Genomic DNA, 14,092 nt, shown 5'->3' with positions numbered 1-14,092 from the left:
CGACAGAATTTTGACTCTGTACGACACGCCATCCATGCCTCGATGTCCGCTGATTCGCCTTCCCTGAGCGTGGTCCGCGCTGCCGCGCTCGCGGGTTTCGAGGACCTGGTGCGTACCCACGGGGGTGATCCCGCTGGCATCCTGCACACCTGCGGCTTGGCCTTGGACGATCTGGGCGACCCCGACCGCTACCTGCCCAGTCAAGGTGTGGCCCGGGCTATCGAAGAAGCCGCTCGAGTGCTCGGCGTGCGCGACTTCGGCTTGCGTCTGTCCGCTCAGCAGGGCGTGGAAACCCTGGGCTTGCTGGGATTGGTGATCCAGTCCGCGCCTACCGTACGCGAAGGGATGATGCAGGGCGCCAAGTACGTCCACTTCCACAACCCCACGCTGGGCTACCGCACTTTCATGGATGCCGGCACCGGGCTGGAATGCCTAGAAGTATTCCAGCGCCAGCACGCGCCGCCCGATGTGCCGCAGGTCGCGGAAATCTGCGTCGCCTACATGTGCCGGCTGGCCGACGTGCTATCTGACGGCGCACTGCGTCCCGCCACCATCCATATGCGCCATGCGCCCGTGGGCAGCAGTGCGCAGTACCGGCGGCACTTGGGACAGTTGCCACGCTTTCATGCCGCGTTCGACGGCATCGCACTCGATCCGCTGGCTTGGCGCCAGCCCATGCCGCGTCACAACCGGATGTTGCGGAAATTCGTCGAACGCTTTCTGCTCGGGTCGTCGGTAGGGCCGGACGCCAGCGCAGCAGACCAGGTGCGCGGTGTGCTGAGCACCCTGATGCCCGCCGGTACGGCAGATCTGGGCGCCGTGGCGCGTGCTTTGGGGCAGCACCCGCGCACCTTGCAACGCCGGCTGCAGGCTGAAGGTGTCGTGTTTGAAGCACTGCGCGACGTCGCCCGCAAGGCCTGGGCCACCCAACTGCTGGAACAGCACCGCTTGAGCCTGGGCTGCATCGCGCAATTGATGGGGTATGCGGATCAGTCGGTGTTCACGCGCGCCTGCCAGCGCTGGTTTGGCGTCGCGCCCCGGCGGCTGCGCCGGGAGAGTCCAAGAGCAACTCTGGCCCCTGGCAATCAAGGGGGGCAGGTTGCTAGTGTTATTAACTTGGGTGAGCCCTCGGTTACGGCACCACGCAGCGCCAGATTGCTGCCGTGAGGTCGCGGCGGCTCGGCAAGTTGGGCAAGTGCCGTAACTGATTGCACGCCTGCATTCGAGCCTGCTCGATCGCCGCCGCCAAGACGATCACTGCGGCCGGTAGCGTGCGGGTCGGCCAGCGCACGACCAAGAGCGAGCGGCCGCTCACCCTCTGCGCGGTGTCCCTCACGATCTCAATGGCTCGATTGCGAGCGGGTGCTCTTGCCGCACGCTGTCGTTGCCGTTCGACGAATTGAAGGTTCTGACCAAGCCTGCGATCTGGCTGCAATGCGTAAACAGCATAAGGACTTCAACATCAAGTTACTGATCGTCAGGTGATTCAGGCCGGTCGATCCTTCGACGGATTTCAGTGCGCCATGCTGCAGCATTTTCCTGTTGCCTGTTGAGAACGATGCCCAAAATGTAGGCAGTCAGGGCCGCGCTGACGAGCGCCACGCCACTCTCGTAAACGATATCAATCGTGAATTCCCTGAAGCCTTCCGATAAGAAGGACAGCGTCGCAGAGTACTTCAGAGCCTTGGAGACACCGACAAAGACAACTCCCAAAACTGCGCAGACCCAAAGGAATATTCTGTGGATGTTGACTGGTGCCGTGATCTCGTCAATCTGATCGGGGTGCTCGCGAAAGTACGAAACATCCCCGTCCGTGATTTCCTCTGAACTGCCAAAAAGCAGACGGAAGAAGAAGGAGTCGCTGTCTCTTTTATTGGCGCGATTTCTCATGGTGGGCCTTCAATGTAGAGAGATGGAGGCTGCACGCACTCAGGGGAACACCATGTGCATCCGCTCCAGGAACGAAAGCCCCGCAAACATGATTCCGCAGATCAGCAATGTGTTCGTTGTGAGCGTTCTCGCCTTGAACTGAGGCTGGCGAGACAGGCGGATTTCAAGCATCTCATCCAATTGCCGCAGGATTTGATGCTCATCTGCATGAGTATCTCCGGCTAACCCTGTCATGACTGTTTCCGCATCGGGAAACGGATCGCGCAGGAAATTCGATGAACTGGCGCTCGCCCGTTGGAGTCCGATGGCTGACAGCAGCGCAGATGCGACCACCAAAGCGAGAGCGGTCACGGCGAAGTCGACGCTCAAGGGATCGTTGGGTGCCCCCGAGACCGCACTACCGAAGCGAAGCACCGATGCGTACAGGGTGATGAGACCTGCCAGCGCTCCCAGTGACAGGGTGAACATCATGCGCAGGTGGCTGATCACTAGCAACCGCGAACCCTCGATATGCTCCAGATGGATCTTCACTAAGGTTTCAATCGAGAAGCGGTGGGCCTCGAAGCGAAGTCGGCGGTCCTCGGGCGTGAGCTGTGTACTCATGCGTCTGTCCTCAGTTCTTCACGCATCGTCCGTTTCCGAGCTAAACAGTCCCTGCGAAGGCGCGGCGCAGGCCCACTGCGGAAGACCAACGCGCTCCTTCCGCTTGGCTGACCGCGTCTTGCGCGCGCAGCCGATTGCGCCTTGCGTCCAATACTGCGCTCAGATCGACCAGACCCGCGTCAAACAAGCGCACGGCGCGCTGTGTCGCCACCTCTCCAGCACGCAATGCACGTTGCCATTCCTGCAGCGAGGCTTCGGCGGCGTTCCATCGGGTCAGCGAAGCGTCCGCATCGGCCAGGGCTGTCAGCATCGTCTGCTCGTATGCCGCCATCGCTTCTTGTACCTGAGCTTCCTGCACGGCGACGTTGGCGCGGATCCGACCGCCGTCTAGGATGGGAAGAGAAACGGAGATGCCATAGGCTGAAACAGCCATTGGCGAAGCCGAGTCGCCAATGGGCGTCAATCGCTGACGAGATCCCGTCCAGTCGATCTGCAGCCGAGGGTAGATCTCGCGGCGCGCCACTCCCACGCGCGCAAGCGCAGCATCTAGTGCGCGGGCCTGGCGCTGGACGTCCGGGCGACGTTCCAGCAGTTCGCCTGGCAAGACGGGCGTCGGCGCTGGCGGAGCTTCGATGGCACCGCCTAACTTCAGTACAGGCGATTGAGCGGTGCCTAGCAGGACGGCCAACTGACGCTTCCGAACGCGCAAATCGCCTTCCAGTTGTTCGGACGTGGCTCGCTCTTGTGCCAGTTCGGCCCGCCACCGCTCGACATCCAATGCCGTGGCTTGGCCTGCGTCGAATTTGCGCTGGGTCACTTCTGTCTGGCGTTGCGCGAGCTGTGTTGCATCGCGTGCGAGTCTCGCGCGCGCATCCAAGGTGCGCAACTCGAAATAAGCCGAGGCCACATCCGCCGCGAGCGTGATGCGTGCTGCTTCCAGTGCATGGGCTGCGCCCTGTGCGTCAGCCCGAGCCGCGTCAACGGCCAGCGCGCCTCGGCCGAAGACATCGATCTCCCAAGCGGCTCGCAGCCCGAAGGCGCTCTGTTCGGTCTTGGGGTCGGCATTGCTGTCGCGACCGCGCCGCGCAGCACCCGCTGCGCTCAGTTGTGGCCGACGATCCGCTTCAGCGCCGTCGGTCAGCGACCTGGCCTGCTCTAGACGCGCAACCATGACCTTCAGATCCCGGTTTGCATCCAGAGCCGACCGGATCAGGCTGTTGAGCTCTGGGCTGCCAAGGTCTTTCCACCATTCGGAGGCGAGGGTGCCTTGGCTTTGTGTCGTTTCACTCCATTGGCTCGGGATCTGGATGGACGGGGCCTGGGATTGGGTGCCGAGCGGCGCTGAAGCGCAGCCCGCCAGTCCTAACAGGAGCAGGCTGCTTGCCCCAAGCAGGGTCCGCCGGGGTAGGAAATGACGGGCGGAAGAACGTATGTGCATGCGAAGAGGTTCCAGGTGTTGACGGGATGATCTTAATTACTTTACTATACGTACAGTCAAGTTTCAAGATCAAGGCAATATTCATGTCCACTTCCGTAAGACGTCCCAGTTCACGAGACAAGCTTCTTGATGCCGCCGCTTCCCTGGTGGCTGAGCACGGCGTGCACAACCTCACGATCGAGGCTGTCGCGGCGACTGCAGGTGTCACCAAGGCCGGGTTGATCTATCACTTCAAGACCCGTGACGACCTATTGAGCGCGCTTGTCGAACGCATGATGCAGGAAGTTGATGTCCTGAGCCGGCACATGAGCTCGCCCAAGGAGCCGACCGTGTCGCTTCAGGCGTCGCTTCGGCAGCTCATCGACATGACCTTCGACATGCCCGAGCGCCAAAAGACGCTGCTCAAGAACCTCTTGCAGGCCAATGCGTCGCATCCGCACCTGATCGAGCCGGCTCAAAAGCTGTTCATGCGCAGCTACGCCGAATTGGGGCGTGGCACGGAGTCTGGCTTGGCCCTGCTGTTGGCTGTGGCCATGGACGGGCTCCTTCTGATCGACCTTCTCCAGCTACACCAGTTCACAGCCGCGCAGCGCAAGGTCTTGCGCAAGTCAGCGCTGGAACTGGCCCAAAAACTCTCTTGATTGCCCGGAACACCGAAGCTCCCATGCCTACTCGACTCATATGCCTCCACAGCACAGCGGCCTTGGCCGCTGTGCTCTGCGCCGTCATGCTCGGCGCCTGTACGCAATCCGCTGAACTCCAGGCGCCACTGCCCAAGCCCGTCAAGGTCGAAGTGGTCGGTCAAGCCGGCGCGGCCGGCCAGACGGACAGCTTCGTCGGTACATTGCGGGCGCGCCAGCGCAGCGATCTCGGCTTTGAGGCTGCCGGAAGGGTGGTTGCAATCCACGTGGAAGTGGGCGATCAGGTCAAGGCCGGCCAGGTGCTTGCACGCCTGGATGAATCGCCTGCACGTTGGCGTTTGAACAACGCGCAGGCCGAGAGTAAAGCGGCCGCTGCGGCGCTGACAGAGCGCAGCACACAACTCAAGCAACAGGAGGCGCTCGCGGGTGACAAGATCATCTCCGCCACAGCGCTGGAGTCCGCGCGCGCAGCCCATCTGCAGGCGCGCAGCCGGCTGGAGTCGGCTGATGCAGCATTGGCCACTGCCCGTCGAGACTTGGCACTCGCGCGCATCACTGCTCCCTTCGACGGAGAGGTCGTTGCGCGCCTGACTCAACCCTTCTCCGACGTTGCCTCCGGGCAGGCCGTGCTGCAAGTGCAGGCCGGTCGCACACTCGAGGTGGTGGCGATGCTGCCCGATGCCGTTGCTTCGGCGCTCGTCCCTGGCGTCAAGGCACAGGGGAAAAGTGGTGCGCAGACCTTCTCATTGATTCTCGAGCGCCTGTCCGCGCGCAGCGACAACGGGTCCTTGGCGCAGGCGATCTTCCGCGTCCAGGTCCCCCCGGCGTCAAGTGGGGAAGCCGCGAGCTCTTTGCGCAGCGGGAGTGTCGTCTCCGTGGAACTGCATCGAACCAAGGTCGCTGCGTCCATGACGCTGCCCATGACGGCCGTGATGCCGGGTACGAAGCCTGGTGAAGCCAGCGTCTTTGTGCTGGACGAGGACAGCAAGATCGCACGGCGTGACATACAGACCGGAAGCACCCTGCTGCCCGAATCGCGCGTCGCCATCTCCCATGGCCTGAAGCCGGGTGAGCAGGTTGTTGTGGCGGGAGCGGCCTTCCTGCACGAGGGCCAGTCGGTGGCTGTCCATCAGCCCGAGACCGTGCTGCCCGGGGGCGCACGATGAAACTCACCGAAGCCGCGCTGAAGTCGAGCCGCCTGACGATATTTGTTGCGCTGATGGTTCTGGTGACTGGCGTACTCGCGTTCCTCAATTTCCCCTCGCAGGAGGAGCCCTCCACCACAGTGCGCGAGGCCGTGATCTTCGTCTCGAACCCCGGGCTGCCGGCCGAGCGCATGGAGCAACTCGTGGCGCGACCGATGGAGGAGCGGCTGCGCCAACTGTCCGAGCTCAAGCACGTGGTCAGTACCGTGCGCACCGGCAGCGCCATCCTGCAGGTCACATTGCGCGAAGATGTTCAAGAACTGAAGCCGGTGTGGCAGCGCATGCGTGCTAAGGTTGAAGAGGCGGTGCCCCTGTTTCCCGCCGGCACGCTGCCGCCACAGATCAACGATGACTTCGGCCGGGTTGCGATCGCATCCATTGCCGTCACCGCGCCGGGCTTCTCGATGAGCGAGATGCGCGAGCCACTCAAACGTCTGCGCGAAGGAATCTACGGCGTGGAAGGCGTGCAAAGCGTGAGCTTTCACGGCCTGCAGGATGAACGCATCTACATCGAATTCGACCGGACACGGCTGGCCGGACTTGGCCTGGGCGCAGCTTCCGTGCTGCAGCAACTCCAGCAGCAGAACGTGGTGCTCTCGGGCGGGCAGGTGGTTTTTTCGGGCCTGAACAGCGCTGTGGTTGCCTCAGGGGAGATTCGCACGCCAGATGCGTTGCGCGATTTCGTACTGGCCGTTCCACTAGGTAGTGGCTCTGCTGCTCGCGCACCAGCGACCACCGTCCGTCTTGGCGATATCGCCCAGGTACGCGTGCTGCCGGCCGATCCGCCGGATACGGCGGCCATATATCGCGGAGAGAACGCCGTCGTGCTGGGCGTGTCGATGCAGTCCGGTCAGAGCATCGCGAAGGTGGGCAAGGCCCTGAAGGCGCGCGTGGCGGAACTGGAGCAGCAGCTTCCAGCCGGCTTCTCGCTGGACTACGTGACCTTCCAGGCCGATGTGGTCGAGCGCGAGATGGGCAGCATGAACCAAGTCATGGGCGAGACCATCGCAGTCGTGATGGCGGTGGTGGTGCTGTTTCTCGGCTGGCGCGCCGGCATCATCGTCGGCAGCATCGTCCCCTTGACGATCCTGGCTACGCTGCTGGCGATGAGCATGCTCGGCATCGAACTACACATCGTCTCCATGGCTGCGATCATCATTGCGCTGGGCCTGCTGGTCGATAACGGCATTGTGATCGCCGAGGACGTCGAACGCCGGCTGGCCGTGGGAGAGGATCGCGCAACGGCGTGCATCCAGGCGGGGCGAACGTTGGCGATCCCGCTGCTGAATTCCTGCCTAGTCATCATCCTGGCGTTCTCGCCATTCTTCTTCGGCAATACCACCTCCAATGAATACCTTCGCCCCCTGGTGGTGGTGTTGGGACTCTGTCTGCTGGGCTCTTGGCTGTTGTGCCTGACGGTCACTCCGCTACTGTGCTATCTGTTTCTCAAGGCCGGGCACCACGATGCCGATGAGACGCCGAAGAACAGTCGCTTCTATGGTGGCTACTCTCGCTTGATTCGGCGGGTGCTGGACCACAAGGGACTGTTCCTGGCTGCGATGGCCGTGCTGCTGTCCGGTGCGCTGTTCATGCTCGCGCATGTCCCTGCAGGCTTCTTGCCGCCCTCCGATCGACCGCAGTTCCAGGTAGCTCTGGAGCTGCAACCAGGCAGTGATTCGCGGCGAACAGAGGCCGTGGTGCGGGATCTGAGTCGCTGGCTCAGCGACGAGAAGAGTAACCCTGAGGTCGCCACCAGTATCGGCTACGTGGCCGAAGGTGGCCCGCGCGTGGTGCTGGTTCTCAATCCGCCGTTGCCCGCCTCGCACATTGGCTATTTCACGGTCAGTCTGCGAAGCCCCAAGGAGCTAGACACCACGATCGAACGCACTCGTCAATGGATGGCCCAGCACCATCCGGATGTGCGTGTGGACGCCAAGCGATTTTCCCGTAGCACCAACGATGCAGGTGCCGTGGCGTACCGTATCTCTGGGCCAGACGAGGTCGTTTTGCGGGACATCGGTCGCCAGGTGCAGGGCGTTCTGCGCCCGCTGCCAGGACTTGTGCAGGTGCGCGACGACTGGGGGTCGCGCGTGCCACGCGTGGATGTCCAGATCGACCAGCGCAAGGCCCGCGTCCTGGGCATCAGCAGCGAGGACATCGCAATCTCGCTGGGAGCTCGTTTCACCGGCGTGGATGTTTCGGTGCTGCGTGATGGAGACACGCTTGTGCCGCTTGTTGTGCGCGGCAGCGATGCCGAGCGCGCACGGCCCGAAGACCTTGTGAACACGCTGATCCATCCGGCTAGCGGCGCGACGCCCGTGCCACTGTCTGCGCTAGCTTCAGCGACAGTCCAGTCCGAGCCTTCGACCATTCGCCGACGCGACCTTGCCCGCACGTTGACGGTGGAGGGGCGCAGCATGCTTGCCACAGCACAACAAACCGTGGATGCGGCAGCGCCGGCGATCGCCAAGATCCAGCTGCCACCGGGCTACCGGATAGAACTTGGCGCCGAGGTCGAGGAGGCCGCCGAGGCCAACAACGCGCTGGGGACCTACCTTCCGCACGCCGTGGCGGCAATGCTGATCCTGTTTATCTGGCAGTTCGGATCCTTCCGCAAGTTGGCGCTGATCCTGTGCACCATCCCTTTCGCGCTGATCGGTGTTGCACCGGCGCTGATCATCTCGGGCGAGCCGCTCGGTTTCATGGCCAACTTCGGGCTGCTCTCGCTGGCGGGCATCATCGTCAACAACGCAGTCTTGCTGCTGGAGCGCATCGAAGCCGAACTGGCCGCCGGGAAGCCTCGGCGCGAGGCTGTAGTGGCAGCCGCAGTGGCGCGACTGCGCCCGATCGTCATGACCAAGCTGACGTGCATCGCCGGCCTGATTCCGTTGCTTCTATTCGGCGGCAGCCTGTGGGCGGGCATGGCCGTGACCATCATTGGGGGGTTGTTGCTGGGCACGCTGATCACGCTTGGGCTGGTCCCGGTGCTCTATGACCTTTTGTTCGGCGGACGCCTGGGAGACTGGGCGAATCGACTCGCGGCAGCGCATCGCGACGATGCATCGCAGGTGCAAAAATGAGAAAGACCTTGACCTCAAGCGGAAAGGCCAGCGAACAGCGTCAATCCTTGCTCGTCGTGGGGGGTGGGGTTGCCGGTCTCGAAATCGCTACGGCACTTGGACGCCGAGGCGGTTCGCGGGGCAGCCGACTTCCTCCCGTCACTCTGATCGATCGTGACTTCGCTCATGTGTGGAAACCCATGCTGCACACGATCGCCGCGGGCACGCGTGACGTGTATCAGCAGCAGACCTCCTACATCGCTCAGGCATATGCGGCGGGCTTTCGCTATGAGCCGGGGGAACTGCTGGGGCTAGATCGCGAAAAGCGCGAGGTGGAAGTCGCTGCAGTACAGGCCATTGACGGTCGCGTGTTGATGCCCGCGAGACGACTGTCGTACGACACTTTGATCCTGGCGGTGGGAAGTCAGGCGAACGATTTTGGAACGCCTGGCGTGTCTGAGCATTGCCACACGATCGACTCGCGTTCGCAAGCCGCATCCTTTGGGGACGAGGTGCGCATGCGTCTGCTGGAGTGCATGGGTCGCGAGGGTAGTGAGGGTCGCCTCTCGATCGCCATCGTTGGTGGCGGCGCTACAGGGGTAGAGTTGGCGGCAGAACTGATCGGGCTGGTGGAAGCGGTTGAGGCCTATGGGGCCAGCGGATTAACGGCACGCTTGAGCGTCACGCTGATCGAAGGCGGCCCACGCTTGCTGGCCGCCTTTCCGCAGGACATCTCCGGGGCAGTCCGGCAGCGCCTGGGGGCCTTGGGGGTGCGCGTCCTGACAAAAATGCGCGTCAAGGCAGCCACGCAGCGGGGCTTTGTGCTGGGCGACGGCACCGAACTCGCAGCATCGCTGCGGGTGTGGGCTGCCGGTGTCAAGGCTCCGGATTTTCTCGCTGGGCTCGGCGGCCTGGAAACTAACCGAAGCAACCAGTTGCTGGTGCGTCCCTCGCTGCAGACAACGCTCGATCCTTCCATTTATGCTGTCGGCGACTGCGCGAGCCTAGTGCCTGTCGGCGGCGATCTGCCGTTGCCGCCCACGGCACAGGTGGCGCATCAGCAGGCGCAGCACCTGATTCGTCACCTGCCTGCTGCGCTTGAGTACTGCACGCAGGTGCCGGATTTCAGCCACACCGACTTCGGTGCCCTGGTTTCCTTGGCCGATTACGACGCCTATGGTTCGCTGGGAAAAACGGGCATGTTCAAAGGTGTGACCTTCAAAGGACGTTTGGCCCAGCTCAGCCACGTGCTGCTGTATCGGAGCCATCAGGCCAGGCTGCATGGCTTCGCTCGAGGCAGTCTGCTGTGGCTGGTGGACCTGCTGAATGCACGACTGCGCCCTTCAGTGCGATTGGACTAGATAGGAAATTCAGAGGAAGCCGGAGCCCGTGGGGCTGTGGTCCTGCTCGTTCCGCGGAGAAGACCGGCCCTTGGTCTGATCCCGCTGTGGCGCATCGGCGGACTTGTTCGTCGCTCATGCATTCGCAAAACGATCGTTGTAAAAAATCATGTGATTTGCTAGTCTTTGATTTTTTGCCTTGAGTTGGAAGGTCGCGCCATGCAAGCATCAGACGGGAGATTCCACTGGGAGCGAAGCTGCCCTCGTCGAGGTCGCTTCACTTCGATAGTTGCCATGCAGGGGAGAAGGGGCATGCGGTGGGACCAAGAGAATGGGACATTGCCCCTTTGCAGAGGGATGAGATGCATCGATCGGCTGTTCGGCATGACCAGGAATGAGGCGGCATGACCGCTGTCTTCCGCCAAACCGATCCTTTAACTGCCGTCAGCCGCATTGATTTTGGCCGCGTCTCGGTTTTCTTCGGCCAGAAGAATGGCAAGTATCCCGATGGCAACCAAGTGCTCATACGTGGCACCGATACGCGCGCCGCTTTCGATACGCCGATCGTCGCCAACCACATCGGTCCCGAGTTCGATGCCACCGAGTTGGTGGTCATGGGGCATGTGCACGAAGACCACATGGCTGGGCTGCACCGTCTGCCCGCCGCGGCGGTGCATGTGCACGAAGCAGACTTGCCTGCGGCGCAAGGTTGGGACGGCATGCTCAAAGCCTTCGGCATGACCGATCCGGCCGTCATCCAAGACATGCTCGCCAAGTTCCAACGCGACTTCTTCTATGCTCCGCGACCTGATGCAAGAGGCTACGTGGATGGTGCGAGGTGGGACCTGGGCCGGACGGGCATCCGGGCCTTTCACATGCCCGGCCACACGGCCGGCCACACCGTGCTGCTGGTCGAGCCGGAGGGCGTTGCATTCATCGGCGACATCGACTTGACCGGCTTCGGTCCTTACTACGGCGACGCCGGCTCCAGCTTGCGGGATTTCCGCCGCAGTCTGGCGCGGCTGCCGGACATTCCGGCCAAGGTGTGGGTCACCTCGCACCACCGTGGCGTGTACACCGAGAGAGAGCGATTTCTACGCGATCTCGCGGCCTTCGCCGCCAAGTTCGACGAGCGCGCGCAGCGGCTGCTGGACCTGCTGCGCGAATCGCCAAAGACGCTGGCGCAGCTGGCCCAGCATCGGATGCTGTATCCACCGGGCTATGAAAGCCCCTGGGTGGTCGATGCGGAGACCCGCACCATCTCGCAACACCTGGTCGAGTTGCTGGCCGACGGGCAGGTGCAGGTCGACGGGCGGGGTGTCTATCGGACCGCTTGATGGCAGTCTTCGTGGTGCCCATGGGCGCCTACTAAACTGAGTACCGTGGGATCTCGGCCGACGAAACCGATCGCTTCGGTCCACGAGGAATGGATATGGATGTGCAAGTTGTTCGTGGATGACCTCAACGATGTCAGATAAGAAGACCAAGCCAGCGCACGGCGCCGGGGAGCGTGTGCAGACGCCGACAAGGGGGCGCCCCGCCGGCGACCCCGAAATCAAGCGCAAGGAGTTGCTCAGGGCTGCGGCATCGGTGATCGCACGGGAAGGCTATGCGAAGGCATCGCTGCGTACGGTCGCGCAGTACGCCGGGCACTCGACCGGTGCCGTGACGTATTACTTCGCAAACAAGGAGGAGCTCATCGTCGCGTTGCTGGAAAGCGCGTTCGATCGCTTCGATGCCATGCTGGAGTCGGTCCGGGAAAAGGGTGACATCCGGTTGCTCTTCGAACACTGGCTGCAGCTGAACGAGCGCAACACACGGTTCTGGCCTGCGACTTCTGAGTTGCTGGCGCAGGGGCGGTATGAGCCCGCATTCGCCGAGGTGATCGCCCGGCGCTATGCGCAATTTCGCAAAATCCAGACGTCGATCCTCAAGGAAGCGCAGGAGCAAGGGAGCGTTCGCTGCGACATTCCGGCCGACCTGCTTGCCGATCAACTCAGCGCGATGGGGGACGGCTGGATGCTGATGTATCCCGTCGAGCCCAAGCGCTTCACCTCCAAGCGGATCCGGGCGCTCATCGACGCTATAGGCGTCCTGATCGCTCCGGCATCTGGCGTGCAACCCGCACCCGGATCGCGCAGCGCGAACGCCGGCTAGGCCGCACTGTCATCTCTGCGCGCGCAGCGATGCTGCGCGTCGCTTCGGCGCCGGCCGCGATGGTGCCGTAGGGGCCGATTGCCCCTGATACCCGACACGAGAATTCGCAGCGACCCCTCGCTGCGGTGCAGTCGTGGCCGTCATGTTCTGGCAACAGCTTTCTTCGCGTCAGCTTCGTTTCCCCTGTGGGGGTCTAAATATTACACAACGAGTGTCATGTAAATATGGGATTTCATTAACAGAACGACTGTTGTGTAAAATTGGATGGATGGCTACAGTGAGGTATCCAGGGCAAGGAAATTTCTGCTGCCCGATCACAAAGGAGCCTCACCATGCTGACCACCCCCGAGATGCGCGACCAGTTCCGCAACGACGGTGCCACCGTCTTCAAGAACTGTCTCGACGAAACCCAACTGGCCCGGTGCTACGACGCCTTCAAGTGGGACATGGCCAACCCCGGTCCCCACGTCTACCGGGGCCTGAACGGGACTGCGCTGGAGACCCATATCGACAATGCCAACCCCGAGGCCAAGGCCAAGCTGGACGAACTGGCAGCGTCGCTGCCCTTCGGGCAGATCTTCCAGGAGCTGTGGGGCTCGGAGAACGTCTGGTACTTCGCCGAGGAGATCTTCGCCAAGGAAGGAGGCAAGAGCGGTCGTGGTCCCTGGCATCAGGACACGGCCAATCTGCCCTGGGCCGGCCGCCACTGGGGCAACGCCTGGATCACCTTCCAGAAGATTCCCAAGAGGAACTCGCTGGAGATCGTGCGCGGTTCGCACCTGGGCATCCAGTACGACGGCGCCAGCTTCATGAGCGCCGACGATCCGACGGATCCGCTCTACGGCGACGGCACCTACCCCCGCCTGCCGCACATCGACAAGGACTTGGCGCGTGACCCTACGTCGTGGGACATCGTCTCCTTCGACATCGACCCCGGTGACATCGTGTTCCTGCACCCGCGTTCGCTGCACGGCGGCGCCCCGGTCGACGCCGGCTGCCCCACCCGTCACACCCTGGTGATGCGCTTCTTCGGCGATGACGCCACCTTTCGGGAACTGCCCACTTGCAAGCCGAGCTATGCCCGCGTCGGTCCGCTCTTTCGCAAGGAAATGGCTCATTTCAGCCAGGGCGACTCGTTCCGCTCGCCCATCTTCCGCCAGGTTGCCGGCATCTGACATCACCAGGAGTACCACCACCATGAAGCGACAAATGATCAACCCCGCGTCCGTCAAGGCGAAGCACTACGACCAGCTGCATTTCTCGTCGGCCACCCGTGTGGGCGACATGGTCTGGGTGTCCGGCCAGGTCGGTTTCGACGTGGCGACGGGCAAGCCCGGCCAGGGCATGGCCGCGCAGGCCCGGCTGGCATTCCAGAACCTCAAAGCCGTGCTCGAGGAGGCCGGCGCGACGCTGGCCGACGTCGTCGAGATCATGACCTTCCACATGGACATGCAAGGCCCGGACATCCAGGCGTTCGCCAAGGTCAAGGACGAGTTCCTGCCCGACCGCTACCCGTCGTGGACCGGGGTGGGCGTGACCCAGCTGGCCCACCCGGCGTACCTGGTCGAGGTCCGCGCGGTCGCTGTGGTCGGCTGCGGCGCAGACTAGGCCCCGGCCTGCAGGCCGCGGGCATCAGCCGCGGCCTTTCCACGAAGAGCGCATCGCCCCGCAGGCGGGGGATGGCTGCGTCCGCGTGTTCCGTGGGCGTGGCGGCACAGCACAAAACCAGACAACAGATGAAACGCTGATGGAGACAAAT

12 protein-coding genes are annotated in these 14,092 nt (G+C 62.8%); 9 read left to right on the top strand and 3 right to left on the bottom strand.

Annotated elements, in window-relative coordinates:
• The first annotated feature begins 42 nt into the window (after window positions 1-42).
• A complete protein-coding gene (locus tag VBO01S_RS01965) occupies window positions 43-1,167 on the top strand; it encodes an AraC family transcriptional regulator (protein ID WP_082817941.1) in 1,125 nt (374 codons plus the stop codon).
• Window positions 1,168-1,467: 300 nt separating this feature from the next.
• On the opposite strand, the gene VBO01S_RS01960 is transcribed toward VBO01S_RS01965, so the two are convergent.
• From VBO01S_RS01960 to VBO01S_RS01950, 3 genes are read right to left on the bottom strand one after another with little or no spacing between them, the layout of a single operon-like run.
• Window positions 1,468-1,890, bottom strand: a complete 423-nt coding sequence (locus tag VBO01S_RS01960) for a hypothetical protein (RefSeq protein ID WP_062469679.1) — start codon at window positions 1,888-1,890, stop codon at window positions 1,468-1,470.
• 39 nt (window positions 1,891-1,929) lie between these two features.
• The gene (locus VBO01S_RS01955) at window positions 1,930-2,493 is read right to left on the bottom strand and encodes a hypothetical protein (RefSeq protein ID WP_062469676.1); all 564 of its coding nucleotides are present in this window, start codon (window positions 2,491-2,493) and stop codon (window positions 1,930-1,932) included.
• A gap of 40 nt (window positions 2,494-2,533) precedes the next feature.
• Window positions 2,534-3,931, bottom strand: coding sequence for an efflux transporter outer membrane subunit (locus tag VBO01S_RS01950; protein ID WP_082817940.1), 1,398 nt, complete (start codon window positions 3,929-3,931; stop codon window positions 2,534-2,536).
• Between the two features lie 83 nt (window positions 3,932-4,014).
• Between VBO01S_RS01950 and VBO01S_RS01945 the strand changes: the two genes are divergently transcribed.
• From VBO01S_RS01945 to VBO01S_RS01910, 8 genes are all read left to right on the top strand, one after another.
• The gene (locus VBO01S_RS01945; RefSeq protein WP_062469673.1) at window positions 4,015-4,572 is read left to right on the top strand and encodes a TetR/AcrR family transcriptional regulator; all 558 of its coding nucleotides are present in this window, start codon (window positions 4,015-4,017) and stop codon (window positions 4,570-4,572) included.
• 71 nt (window positions 4,573-4,643) lie between these two features.
• Window positions 4,644-5,738 carry an efflux RND transporter periplasmic adaptor subunit gene (locus tag VBO01S_RS01940; protein WP_255221032.1) on the top strand — a complete coding sequence of 365 codons (1,095 nt, stop codon included), beginning with the start codon at window positions 4,644-4,646 and terminating at the stop codon, window positions 5,736-5,738.
• Window positions 5,735-8,857, top strand: coding sequence for an efflux RND transporter permease subunit (locus tag VBO01S_RS01935; RefSeq protein WP_062469667.1), 3,123 nt, complete (start codon window positions 5,735-5,737; stop codon window positions 8,855-8,857). Before VBO01S_RS01940 ends, VBO01S_RS01935 begins: the two co-directional genes overlap by 4 nt.
• Window positions 8,854-10,197, top strand: coding sequence for an NAD(P)/FAD-dependent oxidoreductase (locus VBO01S_RS01930; RefSeq protein WP_062469664.1), 1,344 nt, complete (start codon window positions 8,854-8,856; stop codon window positions 10,195-10,197). The genes VBO01S_RS01935 and VBO01S_RS01930 overlap by 4 nt, the downstream gene beginning before the upstream one ends.
• A gap of 383 nt (window positions 10,198-10,580) precedes the next feature.
• Window positions 10,581-11,513, top strand: coding sequence for an MBL fold metallo-hydrolase (locus VBO01S_RS01925; RefSeq protein ID WP_062469661.1), 933 nt, complete (start codon window positions 10,581-10,583; stop codon window positions 11,511-11,513).
• 130 nt (window positions 11,514-11,643) lie between these two features.
• Window positions 11,644-12,333 (top strand): TetR/AcrR family transcriptional regulator, encoded by a 690-nt coding sequence (locus VBO01S_RS01920; RefSeq protein WP_062469775.1) that lies wholly within the window; start codon window positions 11,644-11,646, stop codon window positions 12,331-12,333.
• A gap of 332 nt (window positions 12,334-12,665) precedes the next feature.
• Window positions 12,666-13,508 carry a phytanoyl-CoA dioxygenase family protein gene (locus VBO01S_RS01915; protein WP_062469658.1) on the top strand — a complete coding sequence of 281 codons (843 nt, stop codon included), beginning with the start codon at window positions 12,666-12,668 and terminating at the stop codon, window positions 13,506-13,508.
• A gap of 22 nt (window positions 13,509-13,530) precedes the next feature.
• A complete protein-coding gene (locus VBO01S_RS01910; RefSeq protein WP_062469655.1) occupies window positions 13,531-13,941 on the top strand; it encodes a RidA family protein in 411 nt (136 codons plus the stop codon).
• Window positions 13,942-14,092: the final 151 nt, after the last annotated feature.

This window comes from Variovorax boronicumulans NBRC 103145 (assembly GCF_001591345.1).
GTDB lineage: Bacteria > Pseudomonadota > Gammaproteobacteria > Burkholderiales > Burkholderiaceae_C > Variovorax > Variovorax boronicumulans.
This window is presented reverse-complemented; position numbering and strand designations above follow the sequence as displayed.